At 72.2% G+C, this 16608-nt stretch carries 14 protein-coding genes and 1 riboswitch; of the genes, 9 read left to right on the forward strand and 5 right to left on the reverse strand.

Going from position 1 to position 16608, the window contains the following annotated elements:
* Positions 1-34 precede the first annotated feature (34 nt).
* Positions 35-916 carry an SIS domain-containing protein gene (locus ACX9I7_RS06425; RefSeq protein ID WP_459386748.1) on the reverse strand — a complete coding sequence of 294 codons (882 nt, stop codon included), beginning with the start codon at positions 914-916 and terminating at the stop codon, positions 35-37.
* Between the two features lie 262 nt (positions 917-1178).
* Between ACX9I7_RS06425 and ACX9I7_RS06430 the strand changes: the two genes are divergently transcribed.
* From ACX9I7_RS06430 to otsB, 3 genes are all read left to right on the forward strand, one after another.
* Complete coding sequence (locus ACX9I7_RS06430) at positions 1179-2432, forward strand: extracellular solute-binding protein (protein ID WP_387575499.1); 1254 nt, start codon at positions 1179-1181, stop codon at positions 2430-2432.
* Positions 2433-2455: 23 nt separating this feature from the next.
* On the forward strand, positions 2456-2722 hold the full coding sequence (locus ACX9I7_RS06435) for a DUF3263 domain-containing protein (protein WP_459386749.1): 267 nt from the start codon (positions 2456-2458) through the stop codon (positions 2720-2722).
* 61 nt (positions 2723-2783) lie between these two features.
* Positions 2784-3641 carry a trehalose-phosphatase gene (gene otsB / locus ACX9I7_RS06440; RefSeq protein ID WP_387575495.1) on the forward strand — a complete coding sequence of 286 codons (858 nt, stop codon included), beginning with the start codon at positions 2784-2786 and terminating at the stop codon, positions 3639-3641.
* 12 nt (positions 3642-3653) lie between these two features.
* On the opposite strand, the gene ACX9I7_RS06445 is transcribed toward otsB, so the two are convergent.
* The 3 genes from ACX9I7_RS06445 to ACX9I7_RS06455 form a co-directional block, all read right to left on the reverse strand.
* Positions 3654-4400, reverse strand: coding sequence for a hypothetical protein (locus ACX9I7_RS06445; protein WP_387575493.1), 747 nt, complete (start codon positions 4398-4400; stop codon positions 3654-3656).
* A 269-nt stretch (positions 4401-4669) separates the two neighbouring features.
* Positions 4670-6181 carry an alpha,alpha-trehalose-phosphate synthase (UDP-forming) gene (locus ACX9I7_RS06450; protein WP_387575491.1) on the reverse strand — a complete coding sequence of 504 codons (1512 nt, stop codon included), beginning with the start codon at positions 6179-6181 and terminating at the stop codon, positions 4670-4672.
* 91 nt (positions 6182-6272) lie between these two features.
* A complete protein-coding gene (locus tag ACX9I7_RS06455; RefSeq protein WP_358633302.1) occupies positions 6273-7220 on the reverse strand; it encodes a glucosyl-3-phosphoglycerate synthase in 948 nt (315 codons plus the stop codon).
* A gap of 148 nt (positions 7221-7368) precedes the next feature.
* Positions 7369-7511: riboswitch (SAM riboswitch) on the forward strand.
* A 17-nt stretch (positions 7512-7528) separates the two neighbouring features.
* On the opposite strand from ACX9I7_RS06455, the gene thrC reads away from it, so the two are divergent.
* The 6 genes from thrC (at position 7529) to ACX9I7_RS06485 (ending at position 16178) form a co-directional block, all read left to right on the forward strand.
* Positions 7529-8824, forward strand: a complete 1296-nt coding sequence (thrC, locus tag ACX9I7_RS06460; protein WP_387575489.1) for a threonine synthase — start codon at positions 7529-7531, stop codon at positions 8822-8824.
* Between the two features lie 63 nt (positions 8825-8887).
* Positions 8888-9163: a MoaD/ThiS family protein gene (locus tag ACX9I7_RS06465; protein ID WP_459386750.1), complete on the forward strand. Its 276-nt coding sequence runs from the start codon at positions 8888-8890 to the stop codon at positions 9161-9163.
* A 487-nt stretch (positions 9164-9650) separates the two neighbouring features.
* On the forward strand, positions 9651-9854 hold the full coding sequence (locus ACX9I7_RS06470) for a cold-shock protein (RefSeq protein WP_004954158.1): 204 nt from the start codon (positions 9651-9653) through the stop codon (positions 9852-9854).
* Positions 9855-10194: 340 nt separating this feature from the next.
* Complete coding sequence (gene groL, locus ACX9I7_RS06475) at positions 10195-11817, forward strand: chaperonin GroEL (RefSeq protein WP_358633223.1); 1623 nt, start codon at positions 10195-10197, stop codon at positions 11815-11817.
* Positions 11818-11964: 147 nt separating this feature from the next.
* Positions 11965-14451: an ATP-binding protein gene (locus tag ACX9I7_RS06480; protein ID WP_459386751.1), complete on the forward strand. Its 2487-nt coding sequence runs from the start codon at positions 11965-11967 to the stop codon at positions 14449-14451.
* Positions 14452-14528: 77 nt separating this feature from the next.
* Positions 14529-16178, forward strand: coding sequence for a DNA repair helicase XPB (locus ACX9I7_RS06485; protein ID WP_189453296.1), 1650 nt, complete (start codon positions 14529-14531; stop codon positions 16176-16178).
* 11 nt (positions 16179-16189) lie between these two features.
* Here the strand turns inward: ACX9I7_RS06485 and ACX9I7_RS06490 are convergent, their stop codons facing one another.
* On the reverse strand, positions 16190-16327 hold the full coding sequence (locus tag ACX9I7_RS06490) for a hypothetical protein (protein WP_189453294.1): 138 nt from the start codon (positions 16325-16327) through the stop codon (positions 16190-16192).
* Positions 16328-16608 lie beyond the last annotated feature (281 nt).

A 16608-nucleotide genomic window follows, 5' to 3' on the forward strand; every position in this document is an offset into this window, starting at 1 on the left:
GCCCCACCCCGCCCCCGACCCACAACGCACCCGCTCAGCCGGAAAGCACCACGCTCCGCGTCAGGTGGCGCGGCGCGTCGGGGTTCAGCCCCCTGGACTCCGCCACCGCCACCGCCAGCCGCTGCGCCCGCACCAGATCCGCCATCGGATCGCCCCCCTCCGCCACCAGCGTCGCCCCCGTCGCGGCCACCTCCGCCGCCAGCCCCTCCGGCAGTGGCCCGAACGACCACACCACCCGCCCCGGTCCCGCGATCGCCACCGGCCCGTGGCGGTACTCCATCGCCGGGTACGCCTCCGTCCACGCCCCCGCCGCCTCCCGCATCTTCAGCGCCGCCTCCTGCGCCAGCCCGTACGCCCAGCCCGCGCCCAGGAACGTCCACTGCTCCGCCTCCACCACGGCCGGTGGCAAGGCCGCCGACAGCGCCCGTTCCGCCTCGTCCGCCACCGCCGCGCCGGTCGGGGAAAGGCCCGCGCGCAGGAACGCCAGCGCCGTCGTCGCGAAGCGCGTCTGGACGACGGACTCCTCGTCCGCCCAGTCCAGGACGGCCACCTCCGCCGCGGCGTCCACGACGGGCGTCTTCCCGTCCGCGGTGATCGCCAGCGTCGGGGTGTCGCCCGCCCCCTCCAGCACGCGCAGCACCTCCGTGGTCGTACCGGACCGCGTGATCGCCACGACCCGGTCGTACGCGCGGCCGCGCGGGAACTCGGACGCGGCGAACGCGTCCGTCTCGCCCTGCCCGGCCGCCTCGCGCAGCGCCGCGTACGCCTGGGCCATGAACCACGACGTGCCGCAGCCGGTGACGGCGACCCGTTCCCCCGGAACGGGAAGGCCGGTGGCCGAGGACGCGGCGCGGGCCGCCCGGCGCCAGCTCTCCGGCTGGGTGATCAGTTCACGATGGGTGAGGGACGGCTTCATGCGCTTACTCCTCGTGGGATGAGCGTTCCTTGCGGGATGAGCGGTCGTCCCCGTGCATAGCAGGCCCCCTTGACCTGGGGGAAGGGCGATACGGCGATACCGAAGCGAAACCCCGGAGCCGTAGACCGTATGGTTGCGCGCGGGAGAAACTCACGGTCTCCACGGGACTCGCGAATCCCAGGGGGGAGATTCCACGGTCTCCACACGGCGGACACGAACCACAAGGTGGGTAGCAGTAGTGCAGCGGCGGCGGTTCTTGGGCATGACGGCGGCGGGTGCCGCGACGGCGGCGTTGGCGCCCGCGCTGACGGCGTGCGGGAGCTCCGGCCCCGGTGGCGACAAGAAGCTGAAGCTCGTCGCGGCGGACTATGGCGACAAGCCGGCCAACAGCTCCAAGAAGTACTGGGAGCAGTTCGCCAAGGACTTCGAGGCCAAGAACAAGGGCGTCAAGCTCGACGTCGAGGTCTACAGCTGGACCGAGGTCGACAAGAAGGTCGCCGACATGGTCGCGGCCGGCAAGGCCCCCGACATCGCGCAGATCGGCGCGTACGCCGACTTCGCCGCGGCCGGGAAGCTCTACAGCGCCGACCAGATGATCTCCGTGCCCACCCAGGCGGACTTCATCTCCTCGCTCGCCAAGGCGGGCGAGGTCCACCGGGTGCAGTACGGCCTGCCGTTCGTCTCCAGCACCCGCATGCTCTTCTACAACAAGACCCTGTTCGCCAAGGCGGGCATCGTGAAGGCGCCCGAGAGCTGGGACGAGGTCCAGGCGGCCGCGGTCAAGCTCAAGGCGGCGGGCGTGAAGATACCTTTCGGCGTGCCGCTGGGGCCCGAGGAGGCGCCCGCCGAGACCATGCTGTGGATGCTGGGCGGCGGCGGTGGCTACACCGACAACACCGGTGCCTACACGATCAGCTCCGAGGCCAACGTCAAGGCGTTCGCCTGGCTGCGCGACGAGCTCGTCGGCAAGGGCCTCACCGGCCCGAACGACCCGGCCCGCACCAACCGCCAGGACGTCTTCGACGCGTTCTGCAAGGGCGACGTCGGCATGCTCCACGGCCACCCCACCCTGATGCAGCAGGCCAGGGCCGGGAAGATCGACTTCCAGATCGCCCCGCTGCCCGGTGTCAAGGGCAAGGCGAGCTCCACCATGGGCGTCGCCGACTGGATGATGGCCTTCAAGCAGAACGACCACCGCGACCAGCTGGGCACCCTGCTCGACTTCGTGTTCAGCAAGGACAACGTGCTGAGCTTCGTCGGTCAGTACGACCTGCTGCCCGTGACCGAGTCGGCCTCCGCCTCGATGCAGGGCGACCGCCGCTACGAGGCCCTCTGGCCGTTCCTCTCCCAGCTCCAGAACGCCGAGTTCTACCCCGCCGACAAGACCTCCTGGGCGAAGGTCAGCGCCACGATCAAGGAGAAGATGGGCACGGTCGTGCAGAAGGGCGGCGACCCGGCCGCCGTGCTCGGCGAGATCCAGCGCGAGGCGGAGGCCGCGGAGCTCGCGGGCCGTTAAGGCGGACCGTTAGGTTGGACGACGTGAGCGACGACGACCAGGGCGGGCCGGAAGACCAGGGCGGGAGCGGGCTGTCCGAGCGCGATCTCGCCGTGCTCGCCCTGGAACGGCGGTCCTGGCCGGGGCCGGGGGCCAAGGAGCGGGTCGTGCGCGAGCGCCTCGGCATCACGCCCACCCGCTACTACCAGCTGCTCAACGCGCTCCTGGACGATCCGCGCGCCCTCGCCCACGACCCCGTCACCGTCAACCGGCTGCGACGGCTGCGGGACGAGCGCCGCGCACGCCGCTGAGACGGCGGCCGAGGCCGGCATACGCCCGCCCCCGTGGCGGGCGCCCCGGTAGGGTCGCCTTATGGGCAGCCACCTCCTCCCGGAACCCGTGACCGAGGCCGGCCGTGACGGCCTGGCCGCGCTGCTGGCGCGGCCGGAACGCGCGGTCGTCGCCCTCGACTTCGACGGCACGCTCGCGCCGATCGTCCCCGACCCCGAGCAGGCCCGCGCCCACCCCGGCGCCGTGCCCGCCCTCGCCCGGCTCGCCCCGCTCCTGGGGTCGGTGGCCGTGGTGACGGGCCGCCCCGCCGGGGTGGCCGTGCGCTACGGCGGCTTCGCCGGGGTCCCGGGCCTGGAGCACCTGGTGGTGCTCGGCCACTACGGCGCCGAACGCTGGGACGCCGTCACCGGCACCGTCCACGCCCCCGCCCCGCACCCGGGCGTGGCGGCCGTCCAGGCGGAACTCCCCGGCGTACTGGACGAATCGGGCGCCTGGCGTGGTTCGTGGATCGAGACCGTGCACATCGAGAACAAGGCCGGCCGCGCCATCGCCGTCCACACCCGCCGCGCCGACGACCCCCAGGCCGTCTACGACGCCCTGCGCGCGCCGCTGGGCGCCCTCGCCGAGCGCCACGGCCTGATCGTCGAACCCGGCCGGCTGGTGCTGGAGCTGCGGCCCCCGGGCATGGACAAGGGCGTGGCCCTCGCCGAGTACGTCCGGGAGAGCGGCGCCTCCGCCGTCCTCTACGCCGGTGACGACCTCGGCGATCTCGCCGCCTTCGCGGCGGTCGAGAAGCTGCGCACCGAGGGGGTGCCGGGCACCCTGGTGTGCAGCGGCAGCGCCGAGGTCGCCGTGCTCGCCGAGCGGGCGGATCTCGTGGTGGACGGTCCGGCGGGGGTGGTGGAGCTCCTGGCCGCCTTGGCGGACCGGCTCGGTTGAGCCCTGTTCGCCCTATTCGCCCTCTTCCGCCTTCGGGTCCTTCGCGGCCGGCTTCTCGTTCGTCAGGCCGAGCACCGACAGCGCGGTCGTCCAGTCCTTGACGATCGCCTGCTGGGCCTTCGCCAGCTCCGTCTTCCCCGAGCAGATCGCGGCCTTGAGCTTGCTCTCGACCACGTCCTTGGGGTTGTTCGGCCCGGCTCCCGCCTTGTGGCCGGGGGAGGGCGGCTGGACCCACAGATTGCGCGGGTCGTTGGGGTCGCCGCCGAGCTGGAGGCTGATGAGGTGGTCGTACTCGGCGTCCTTCAGCGGGCCCTTGTAGCCGTAGGAGGCCGCGTTCGCGGTCTTCTCCCGGCTGGTGATGTTGGTGCCGGGGCGGATGTCGGCGGTGTAACCGCTGCGGCAGATGGTGGTCTTGAGGGTCGCCTGGGTGACCTTGGGGTTGGTCGCGCCCGGGGTGCACTTGGGGTCCGGGAGGGGTTCCTTGGCGGCGGTGTACCGGTAGGCGCAGGTGCCCGGTTCGGGCTGCTTCTGGACGGTGTACGAGCCCTGGGGACCCGGTCCGACCGGGACGGCGGCGGCGCCTCCGGCCGAGGGCGATGACGAGGACGAGGTGCCCGACGGGGAGGCCGAGGTGCCGGCCTTCGCCGCCTTGGAGCCGGCGTCCTTGCCGCTGTCGGAGTCGGAGGAACAGCCGGTGGCGGTGACGGCTATGAGCGTGGTGGCGGCCGCGGCGGCGGCCCAGCGCGGAGCGTTCGGCATGGGTGCATGGCTACCCGTCCGCCTCGTGGGGGGTGCCGCGCGGTGGAGGCGTCGGCCCGCACGGGCACGGTGCGCGAACGCGCCGTGCGCGCCCCGCAAGGGGCGCGGGGCGGGGTCGATATGCGGCTGCCGCCGCGCGGGCGCGAACGGCCACGGACGGTCCGCACGTGTGGCCGTGCCGACAGCGCCGTGCGCTCCGGCGGGGTGGGCGGCTGCGGGCCGTCCGTGGCCGTTCGCGCAGTTCCCCGCGCCCCTGGCGGGGCGCACCCCTACGGGGCGTCCCCCTCCAGCGCGTGCAGTTGCTCCGTGAACCAGCGGGCCGGCGGTAGCCGGGTCGCGGCCGTGGCGAGTCGTTCGGCACGTTCCGCGCGTTCCGCCGGGTCCATCAGCAGGGCCACGTGCAGGGCGCGCGCCGTCGCCTCGACGTCGTACGGGTTGACGACGATCGCCTCCCCGGCGAGCTCCGCCGCCGCCCCGGCCTCGCGGGAGAGCACGAGGACGCAGCCGTGGTCGGAGACGGCCGGGACCTCCTTGGCCACCAGGTTCATGCCGTCGCGAATGGGGTTGACCAGCGCGACGTCCGCCATCCGGTAGGCGGCCAGGGAACGGGCGAAGTCGTCCTTCACATGCAGGATCACCGGCTGCCAGTCGGCCGTGCCGAACTCCGCGTTGACCGCGTCGGCGACGCGCTGCACCTCGGCGGTGTAGTCGCGGTAGACCGCCAGATCCTGCCGGGAGGGGTAGGCGAAGGCGAGGTGGGTCACCCGGCCCCGCCAGTGGGGGTGGTCCTCCAGCAGCCGGCGGTAGGCGTGGAGGCCGCGGACGATGTTCTTGGACAGCTCCGTGCGGTCGACCCGCAGGATCGTCCGGCGGCCGGGCCCGATCTGCTCCCGCAGGGCCGTCAGCCGCTCCTCCACGTCCGGCCGGTGCGCGCGCTCGCGCAGGAAGTCGGCGTCCGCGCCGAGCGCGTGGACGCCGAGCAGGGTCGTACGGCCCGCGAAGCGCACCGCCGCCGCGCCCCCGTGCTCCTCGCGCACCACCTCGGCCCCCAGGACGTCCGCGCAGCACGCGGCGAACGCCTCCGCCCAGCGCCGGGTCAGGAAGGCGGCCCGGTCGCCGCCGAGGACGCCGCGCAGCACCTGCTCGGCGACGTCGTCCGGCAGCAGCCGGTAGTAGTCCGGCGGGGCCCACGGGGTGTGGGAGAAGTGGCCGACGCGCAGGTCGGGGCGGCGGGCGCGGAGCAGCGCGGGGACGAGGGTGAGGTGGTAGTCCTGGACGAGGACGACGGCGCCCTCCGCCGCCTCCTCGGCGATCGCGTCCGCGAAGGCGGTGTTGTACGCCTCGTAGGCCGCCCACTGCGACCGGAACCCCTTGTCGAATACCGGTTCGAGCGGGGTCTGCCAGAGCATGTGATGGGCGAACCACAGCACGGAGTTGGCCACGCCGTTGTACGCGGCGGAGAACGTCCCGGCCGGGATGTCCAGCATCCGCACCCGCAGCCCGCCCGTGTCGGCCGGGTCGAGTCTTCGGCCCGCGCGGGACGCCGCCAGCCGGTCGCCCTCGCCCAGCGCGGCACACACCCACACCGCCGCCGCGCCCCGCGGGTCCCGCCCGATCTCGCTCAGCCCGGACACCAGCCCGCCGCCGCCCCGCCCGGCCGCCAGCGAGCCGTCCTCGCGCAGCGCGTACGAGACCGGCCCCCGGTTGGACGCCACGACGATGGGCGCGGCGGCTGCCGGGGCGGCGGTTACCGGGGCGGGCTGGGGATGCTCAGCGACCATGACGCCAGCCTTGCCCCCCGGGGAACCGCTCAAACGTACGCACGGCTCGTCGGGTGCCACAGGGGGAACACTCCGTTCCCCATCCGGGCGGCTACGCCGCGCGCCGCCGGGCGTACTCCGGTATCTCCGCCATCGGCGGCCGCTCCTCCGTGTCCACGGCGTACGTCCGCGGCACGAACCCCTCCGCCGTGCGCTCGAACTGGGTGAGCGCCGGACGCACCAGATGGCCCCGGGCCAGCCGCACCTGCGCCGTGCGGTAGATCGTCGCGGCCATCCGGCCCAGCGCCCGGCCGTCCTGGTGGCGGTGCTTGCGCACGCCCACGTCGACCTGCGCCAGCGCGTCCAGCCCCACCGTGTGCAGCGCGTCCACGAGCAGGCCCAGCTCCACGCCGTAGCCCACGGGGAACGGCAGCCGCTCCAGCAGCGAGCGGCGGGCCGCGTACTCGCCGCCCAGCGGCTGGACGAAGCCCGCGAGCTGCGGCCAGTGGAGGTTCAGCAGCGGGCGCGCCACCAGCTCGGTGACCCGGCCGCCCTGCCCCGCGACCTCACCCAGCGGACGGTCGTACATCGCCTTGACGAACTGCACCCCGGGATCGGTCAGCAGCGGGCCGACGATCCCCGAGACGAAGTCGCTGGAGAAGTCCTTCAGGTCCGCGTCGACGAAGCAGACGACGTCGCCCGTCGTCGCCAGCAGGGACCGCCACAGCACCTCGCCCTTGCCCGGCAGCGCGGGCAGCCGCGGCAGGATCTCGTCGCGGTGCGCGACGCGCGCGCCGGCCGCCGCCGCGACCTCGGCCGTCCGGTCCGTGGAACCGGAGTCCAGCACCACCAGCTCGTCCACCAGCGGCACGGCCTCGCTCATGAGCTCGCGGCGGATCGTCGCCACGATCTCGCCGACCGTCGCCTCCTCGTTCAGAGCCGGCAGCACCACGCTGACCGTGGTGCCCGCCTCGCCCTTGGCGGCCAGCAGCTGGTCGAGCGGACGGTCGGCGGCGGACCAGGACCGCCGGGCGAGCCAGCGCTCCACCTCTTCCAGCACGTGCATGACTCCTCGTTGTGACACATCTCGCGGTTCGGACGGCCCTCTCAAGCGGCCACCCCTTCCGTTACAGTCTTGAACAACGCGGACGGCCGTCCTATGTCGGGGTCGTCGCGCGCACAAACGCCCGGGCGCGCCCGGGCCATACCGCTCATCCAGAGGGGCAGAGGGACACGGCCCGTTGAAGCCCCGGCAACCCTCCAGCTGGTCTCGGTCGTACGACGCGAGGCTCCCGGCGGGGAAGGTGCCAAATCCGTCTCGTGGTGACGTTCGCCGCGAGGAAGATGAGGAGAAAGGGCCTCGCCTCCATGGCTGTCGAAGCCGTTGAAAGTCGTACCTCCGTACCTCACACCACCGCGTCCTTCGGGCCCGCCGTCGCGCTCTCCTGCCGCGAGTGCGGCGAGCGCTTCCCGCTCGGTCCCTCCTTCGCCTGCGTGAGCTGCTTCGGCCCTCTCGAGGTGGCCTACGAGCTCCCGGCCGGCGACCCCGAGACGCTGCGCCGCCGCATCGAGGCCGGACCCGCGAACATCTGGCGCTACGCCCCCCTGCTGCCCGTCCCCGCCGACGTCGCGGACCGGCCGAACCTCAACCCCGGCTTCACCAAGCTCGTCAAGGCCGACAACCTCGCCCGCGAGCTGGGCGTCACCGGCGGGCTGTACGTCAAGGACGACTCCGGCAACCCCACCCACTCCTTCAAGGACCGCGTCGTCGCCATCGCCGTCGAGGCGGCGCGCGCCTTCGGCTTCACCACCCTCTCGTGCTCCTCGACGGGGAACCTGGCCGGAGCGGTGGGCGCCGCGGCGGCGCGCGCGGGCCTGCGGTCCTGTGTCTTCATCCCGCACGACCTGGAGGCCGGCAAGGTCGTGATGGCCGCTGTCTACGGCGGCGAGCTGGTGGGCATCGAGGGCACGTACGACGACGTCAACCGATTCTGCAGCGAGCTCATCGGCGACCCGCTGGGCGAGGGCTGGGGTTTCGTCAACGTCAATCTGCGGCCCTACTACGGGGAGGGCTCCAAGACGCTGGCGTACGAGATCTGCGAGCAGCTGGGCTGGCGGCTGCCGGACCAGATCGTGGTGCCGGTCGCCTCGGGGTCGCAGCTGACGAAGATCGACAAGGGGCTGAAGGAGCTCGTCGCGCTGGGGCTGGTCGAGGACCGGCCGTACCGGATCTTCGGCGCGCAGGCCGAGGGGTGCGCGCCGGTCTCGCGCGCCTTCAAGGACGGACACGAGGTGGTGCGGCCGGTGAAGCCGGACACCATCGCGAAGTCCCTGGCCATCGGCAACCCCGCCGACGGGCCGTACGTGCTCGACATCGCCCGGCGCACGGGCGGGGCCGTGGAGGACGTGGACGACGAGCGGATCGTCGAGGCCATCCGGCTGCTGGCCCGGACGGAGGGGATCTTCGCGGAGACGGCGGGCGGGGTGACGGTCGGGGTCACCCGGAAGCTGCTGGAGGACGGGCGGCTGGATCCGTCCCTGACCACCGTCGTGCTCAACACGGGCGACGGGCTCAAGACGCTGGACGCGGTGGCGGCGGGGCCGACGGCGACGATTCCGCCTTCGCTGAGCGCGTTCCGGGCGGCGGGGCTCGCGGGCCTTTGATCGGGGCCATTGCCGAGCGGGCCATTGCCCGGCCGTTTCCTTCCTCAAACCAAAGGTGATCCCATGAGCGTCAACGTCCGCATTCCCACCATCCTTCGCACCTACACCTCCGGTAAGTCGGAAGTCTCCGCCGAAGGGGCCACTCTCGGTGAAGTGATCGCCTGCCTGGAGAAGAACCACCCCGGAATCGCCGCCCGCGTTCTCGACGAGAGCGGAAAGCTGCGCCGTTTCGTGAATGTGTACGTCAATGACGACGACGTACGGTTCGAGGGCGGACTGGAAGCGGCCACTCCGGATGGCGCCGGGGTGTCGATCATTCCGGCGGTCGCCGGCGGCTGACCGGGACGGCCCGGCCGGGGCGGCCCGACCGGGCCGCTCTCCCAAGGCTTCCGGCCCCCCGGACCCTTGGCCCGACCCTTCCGAAGCGTTCCTGCGGAATTCACCGGAATCACCCCGCCCGTAAAACGGACGGGGTGATTCCGTCTGTTGAACCGCGATACAGTTGGGGCGTTCCCCCTCCGGTGTCACTGCCGAACGCATATGAGAACCCGTCAAGTTGTGCCCACAACGTGTGCACGAATTGCCGGGTTGGTTGCGTTATGCCCGGTCCGACTTGCCCGAGAAGCTGGCGAAATAGGCGGTAATAACCGATCGGCCGCGCCCGGAATTCTCGTCCGACTGACCTGTTGCAGACGGCATCCGTGCAGATACATTCAGCGGCGGTCGACGCGTTCCGGCGCACACCCCCAACCTGTCTGGGGGTGAGGTCTGACCCGGGTCCGCGAGGTGCGGTCCTGTGCAAGGGCCAGTAATAGGGGAGTTAGGCATGGCTCAGGGCACCGTCAAGTGGTTCAACGCGGAGAAGGGGTACGGCTTCATCGCGGTCGACGGTGGTGCGGATGTTTTCGTCCACTACAGCGCGATCCAGATGGACGGCTACCGCACCCTCGAGGAGGGGCAGCGGGTCGAGTTCGAAATCTCGCAGGGCCAGAAGGGGCCGCAGGCGGACATGGTCAAGGTGACCGCCTGACCGGCGCGCATCGACCACCGGCTCACTCAGCTCGCCGAGGGGCCCGCGTCTTTACGACGCGGGCCCCTCGCGCGTCCGCGTCCCGCCCCTGTCGCCTCCGGGCGCGTCCAGGTGTGGGGTCGTCCGGCACGGGGCAGGTTGGTGTGAGGCGCTTGCACTCGCAGGGGTCGAGTGCTAATCATTGGGCTTAGCACTCTCCGAGTGAGAGTGACAGATTTGGACCGTCGGTGAGGTCGGCGAGCCAAGCGGGGCAAGGAACCGCGGGGCACGCAGGCCGTCCGTCGCGGGCACCAGCGCGGTCCGGAGCAGTCTCCACCCCGTCCTGGGAGGACCACTTCACATGGCCAAGATCATCGCGTTCGACGAGGAGGCACGGCGCGGTCTCGAGCGCGGGATGAACCAGCTCGCCGACGCCGTCAAGGTCACCCTCGGCCCCAAGGGCCGGAACGTCGTCCTCGAGAAGAAGTGGGGCGCCCCCACGATCACCAACGATGGTGTGTCCATCGCCAAGGAGATCGAGCTCGAGGACCCGTACGAGAAGATCGGCGCCGAGCTGGTCAAGGAGGTCGCGAAGAAGACGGACGACGTCGCCGGTGACGGCACGACGACCGCGACCGTCCTCGCCCAGGCGCTCGTCCGCGAGGGCCTGCGCAACGTGGCCGCCGGTGCCAACCCGATGGCCCTGAAGCGCGGTATCGAGAAGGCCGTCGAGGCCGTCTCCGCCGCCCTGCTCGAGCAGGCCAAGGACGTGGAGACCAAGGAGCAGATCGCCTCCACCGCCTCCATCTCCGCCGCCGACACCCAGATCGGCGAGCTGATCGCCGAGGCCATGGACAAGGTCGGCAAGGAAGGCGTCATCACCGTCGAGGAGTCCCAGACCTTCGGTCTGGAGCTGGAGCTCACCGAGGGTATGCGCTTCGACAAGGGCTACATCTCGGCGTACTTCGCCACCGACATGGAGCGTATGGAGGCCTCGCTGGAGGACCCGTACATCCTGATCGTCAACTCGAAGGTCAGCTCGGTCAAGGACCTGCTGCCGCTCCTCGAGAAGGTCATGCAGTCCGGCAAGCCGCTGCTGATCATCGCCGAGGACGTCGAGGGCGAGGCCCTGTCGACCCTGGTCGTCAACAAGATCCGCGGCACCTTCAAGTCCGTCGCCGTCAAGGCCCCGGGCTTCGGCGACCGCCGCAAGGCCATGCTGGGCGACATCGCCATCCTCACCGGTGGCACGGTCATCTCCGAGGAGGTCGGCCTCAAGCTGGAGAACGCCGGTCTCGACCTGCTCGGCCGCGCCCGCAAGGTCGTCATCACCAAGGACGAGACGACGATCGTCGACGGTGCCGGTGACAGCGACCAGGTCCAGGGCCGCGTCAACCAGATCCGCGCCGAGATCGAGAACAGCGACTCGGACTACGACCGCGAGAAGCTCCAGGAGCGCCTGGCGAAGCTGGCCGGCGGCGTGGCCGTCATCAAGGCCGGTGCCGCCACCGAGGTGGAGCTCAAGGAGCGCAAGCACCGCATCGAGGACGCCGTCCGCAACGCCAAGGCCGCCGTCGAGGAGGGCATCGTCGCCGGTGGTGGCGTGGCCCTGCTCCAGGCTTCCTCGGTCTTCGAGAAGCTCGAGCTCGAGGGCGACGAGGCCACCGGTGCCGCCGCTGTGAAGCTGGCCCTGGAGGCCCCGCTGAAGCAGATCTCCGTGAACGCCGGCCTCGAGGGTGGCGTCATCGTGGAGAAGGTGCGCAACCTGACCCCGGGCCACGGCCTCAACGCCGCCACGGGCGAGTACGTCGACATGATCGCCGAGGGCATCATCGACCCGGCGAAGGTCACCCGCTCCGCCCTGCAGAACGCCGCGTCCATCGCCGCGCTGTTCCTGACCACCGAGGCCGTCATCGCCGACAAGCCGGAGAAGGCCGCCGCGGCCGCTCCGGGCGGCATGCCGGGCGGTGACATGGACTTCTGATCGACCCGACAGGTTGATCGACCGTCCTGCGGTCCACCGGGGCGGCACCCTCACGGGGGTGCCGCCCCGGTGGCGTTTTCCCGTACGGGAGCCCCCGCGCGCCCGTACGGTGTGAAGCCACAGGAGCGGAGGCCGGGGGGGCTGGGCATGCACAACGAGATCACCGGCGGCGTCTACTTCAACGTCGTCGCCCAGGGCCGGCACATCACCCTCGAACTGCCCAGGGAGATCACCCCCGCCCTGACCGGACTGCCCCCGGCCGCCGGCACCTTCACCGGCCGCGACGCCGACCTCGCCCTCCTCGCCGACGCGCTGCGCCCCGGCCCGCCCGCCGGGGACGCCCCCAGGGTGTGGGCCGTGGCCGGCCTGCCCGGCGTCGGCAAGACCGAGCTGGTCCTCCAGGCCGCCCGGCACGCGCTGGACCAGGACGGCTGGTTCCCCGGCGGCGTCCTGTTCGTCGACCTCTTCGGCTACGACGACGAACGCCGCCTCACCCCCGAACGCGCCCTGGGCTCCCTGCTGCGCGCCCTCGGCATACCCGACGAACACGTCCCCGCCGACCTCCAGGACCGCGCCCGGCTCTACGGTTCCGTTCTGTCCGCCTACGCCGACCAGGGGCGCCGCGTCCTCGTCGTCGTGGACAACGCCGGAACGGCCGAACAGGCCCGTCCCCTGCTCCCCGCCGACCCCCGCGTCCCCGTCCTCGTCACCTCCCGGCACACCCTCGGCGGACTCGGTGCCCGCCTGCTCGACCTGTCCGAACTGGACGCCGCGTCCGCCGTGGACCTGCTGCGTCAGGCCCTGCGCGAGGCCCGGGGCCCCGGCGACACCCGCGTCGCCGACGACCCCGCGGCGGCCGCCGGACTCGCGGACCTCTGCGGCCGGCTCCCGCTGGCCCTGCGGATCGTCGCCGCCCTCCTCGCCGACCTGCCCGGCCGGCCCCTGGCCTCCATGGCCGACGCCCTCGCCGACAGCCGCCGCCGGCTGGAGCGCCTCGCCCGTGAGGACGTCACCGTCCGCGCGGTGTTCGGCCTCTCCTACGCGCACCTGCGCCCCGAGCAGGCCCGTCTCTTCCGGCTGCTGCCGCTCAACCCCGGCCCCGACCTGTCGACCGAGGCCGCCGTCCACCTCGCCGGCGCCGACCCGTACGCCGTGGAGGAACTGCTCCACACGCTGGCCCGGGGCCATCTGATCGAGCCGGGCGCCGTGTACGGGCGCTGGCGGCTGCACGACCTGATGCGGCTGTACGCGGCCGAACAGGGCGAGGCGCACGAGGAGGAGGACGCCCCGGCCAAGGCCGTCGAACGGCTCTTCCAGTACTACGTGGGCACCGCCTCCGATGCTTCCGGCTGGCTGCAGCCCGCCACCGGGGCCGGCCCCGGGCCGCGTTTCACCACCCGGGAACGGGCCGTGGCCTGGCTCGACGACGAACGCGCCAACCTCGTCGCCACCGCGCTGGCGGCCCCCGGCCTGGGCGCGCCCAAGGCGTCGCTGATCGTGTTCGAAGTGCTCACCGATTACCTGTCCCTGCGCCGTCACTTCGACGACTGGCTGCGCCTGGGGTCCACGGCCATGCGGGTGGCCATGGACCTCGACTGGCCGCTCGCCAAGGCGGAGGTGCTCAACAACGTCAGCATCGCGCTCCGCCACCTGAGACGGTTCGACGAGGCCGCCGCGACCCTGGAACTGGCGACGGCCCTCTACCGGGGGCTGGACGACCGCGCCGGTGAGGGCGGGACCCTGGGCAACCTCGGTCTCGTGCTGTGGGAGACGCGCCGCTTCGACGAGGCGATCCCCGCCCTGGAAGCCGCCATCGCCATTCACCGGGACACCGGCGACCGCCGCGCCGAGGGCAGCGCGCTCACCAACCTCGGCCTGGTCCTCCAGGACCTGCGGCGCTTCGCCGAGGCCGTCGAGGTGTACCGCCAGGACGTCGCGATCTGCGAGGAGATCGGCGACCGCCGGGGCGCGGCGCTGGCCCTCAACAACCTCGGCACGGTCCTGCGGGAGGACGGCCGGCTCGACGAGGCGGCCACGGCCCTCACCGAGGCCCGCACCGCCTTCCGCGAACTCGACGACCGCCACTGCGAGGCCCAGGCCCTCACCAACCTCGGCGTCGTCCACAGCCGCCAGGGCCGCTTCGAGGAGGCGATCGACGCCCAGACCCGGGCCGTCGACGCCTTCCGCCTCTCCCGCGCCCCGCACGACGAGGCCACCGCCCTGAGCAACCTCGGGCTCGCCCTGCTCACGGCGGAGCGCCCCGCGGAGGCCGTGGCTCCGCTCGAAGAATCGATCACCGGCTTCCGGCGCCTGGCCGACCGCGACGGCGAAGGCATGGCCCTGACCAATCTGGCCACCGCCCTCGGCCGCACCGGACGCCCGGCGGAGTCGGTCGACGCGTACGCCGAGGCCGTCGCCTGCTACCGCGACACCGCCGACCGGTACAAGGAAGGCGTCGCCCTGTTCAACCTCGCCTCCGCTCAGGACGCGGTCGGCCGCTCCCAGGAGGCCGGCGTGGCGCTCACCGAGGCCGTCGCCGCCTTCCGCGACACCGGTGTCCTGCCTCCGGGGCCGCTCCCGCGCACCCTGGACGAGCTCTACCGGATCGTGAGCCCGACCGGCTTCACCGGGTGATGGCTCCTCCCGCACCGGGCGGATAAGGGACACTGGAAGCTTCTCCCCGTGCGCGAAGCGAAGTGGAAGGCCGAGGCGTGAGCGGACCCCTGATCGTCCAGAGCGACAAGACCCTGCTGCTGGAGGTGGACCACGAGCGTGCCGACGAGTGCCGGCGCGCCATCGCCGCCTTCGCGGAGCTGGAGCGCGCGCCCGAGCACATCCACACCTACCGGGTGACCCCGCTGGGGCTGTGGAACGCGCGGGCCGCCGGGCACGACGCCGAGCAGGTCGTCGACGCGCTCGTCTCGTACTCCCGCTACCCCGTGCCGCACGCCCTGCTCGTCGACATCGCCGAGACCATGGCCCGCTACGGGCGGCTGAAGCTGGTCAAGCACCCGGTGCACGGCCTGGTGCTGGAGAGCACCGACCGGCCCGTGCTGGAGGAGATCCTCCGCTCGAAGAAGATCAAGCCGCTGGTGGGCGCCCGGATCGACCCGGACACCGTCGCCGTCCACCCCTCCGAGCGCGGCCAGATCAAGCAGACGCTCCTCAAGCTGGGCTGGCCCGCCGAGGACCTCGCCGGATATGTGGACGGCGAGGCCCACCCCATCGAGCTCGCCGAGGACGGCTGGGCCCTGCGCCCGTACCAGCGGCAGGCCGTGGAGGGGTTCTGGCACGGCGGCTCGGGCGTGGTCGTGCTGCCCTGCGGCGCCGGCAAGACGCTCGTCGGCGCGGGCGCGATGGCCATGGCGAAGGCGACGACGCTGATCCTGGTCACCAACACCGTCTCCGCGCGTCAGTGGAAGCACGAGCTGGTGAAGCGCACCTCGCTGACCGAGGACGAGATCGGCGAGTACAGCGGTACGCGCAAGGAGATCCGCCCGGTCACCATCGCCACCTACCAGGTGCTGACGACCAGGCGGAAGGGCGTCTACCCGCATCTGGAGCTCTTCGACTCCCGGGACTGGGGCCTGGTCGTCTACGACGAGGTGCACCTGCTGCCCGCGCCCGTCTTCAAGTTCACCGCCGACCTCCAGGCCCGGCGACGGCTCGGGCTGACCGCGACGCTGGTGCGCGAGGACGGCCGCGAGTCCGACGTCTTCTCCCTCATCGGGCCCAAGCGCTTCGACGCGCCCTGGAAGGAGATCGAGGCCCAGGGCTATATCGCCCCCGCCGACTGTGTCGAGGTGCGCGTCAACCTCACCGACTCCGAGCGGCTGGCCTACGCGACGGCCGAGACGGAGGAGAAGTACCGGTACTGCGCGACGACCGCCACCAAGCGGAAGGTCACCGAGGCCCTGGTGCACAAGCACCGGGGGGAGCAGACGCTGGTCATCGGCCAGTACATCGACCAGCTCGACGAGCTGGGCGAGCACCTGGACGCGCCCGTGATCAAGGGCGAGACGACCAACGCCCAGCGCGAGAAGCTCTTCGACGCCTTCCGGGCGGGCGAGATCTCGGTGCTGGTCGTCTCCAAGGTCGCCAACTTCTCGATCGACCTGCCGGAGGCGACGGTCGCCATCCAGGTGTCGGGCACCTTCGGCTCCCGGCAGGAGGAGGCCCAGCGGCTGGGCCGGGTGCTGCGTCCGAAGGCCGACGGGCACGAGGCGCGCTTCTACTCGGTGGTCGCCCGGGACACGGTCGACCAGGACTTCGCGGCGCACCGCCAGCGGTTCCTCGCGGAGCAGGGGTACGCGTACCGGATCGTGGACGCGGACTCGCTGCTGGCGGGGGAGGACGCCTGACGCGGGGTCCTTCAGGCCCGGCGCTTGTCGGCGTACTCGCCGAGGACGACGACGCTGACGGCCGCGCCCGCGAATGCCTTGATGGCGCGCAGGGCGTCGGCGAAGGAGAACGAGGGGGCGGTGGCCGGGGTGACGGAAGTGGTGGTCATGTCTTCCATGGTGGCTTCCGGAACGCGCGCGGGCGTCGGCCTGCCGGTGTAAACGCGCGGGTGGGGCCGTACGACCCAAGACCCATGGGGTGCCCTACCGGAGGTGGACGGCGCCCCTGACGCGTCCCCGGGGCGCGCGGAAAAATCATTCGCGCGCCCTGGGGACGAGTGACTACAATCCACCCTTCCCGCCGCCTCCCGCGTCGGTCGCCCCTTCGCGACGACGTTCCCGGGAGCGCCGCCGTCCGGACGGAAACCGGCGGCTTCCGCTCGTCCGCCGT

Source organism: Streptomyces sp. L500 (genome assembly GCF_054551825.1).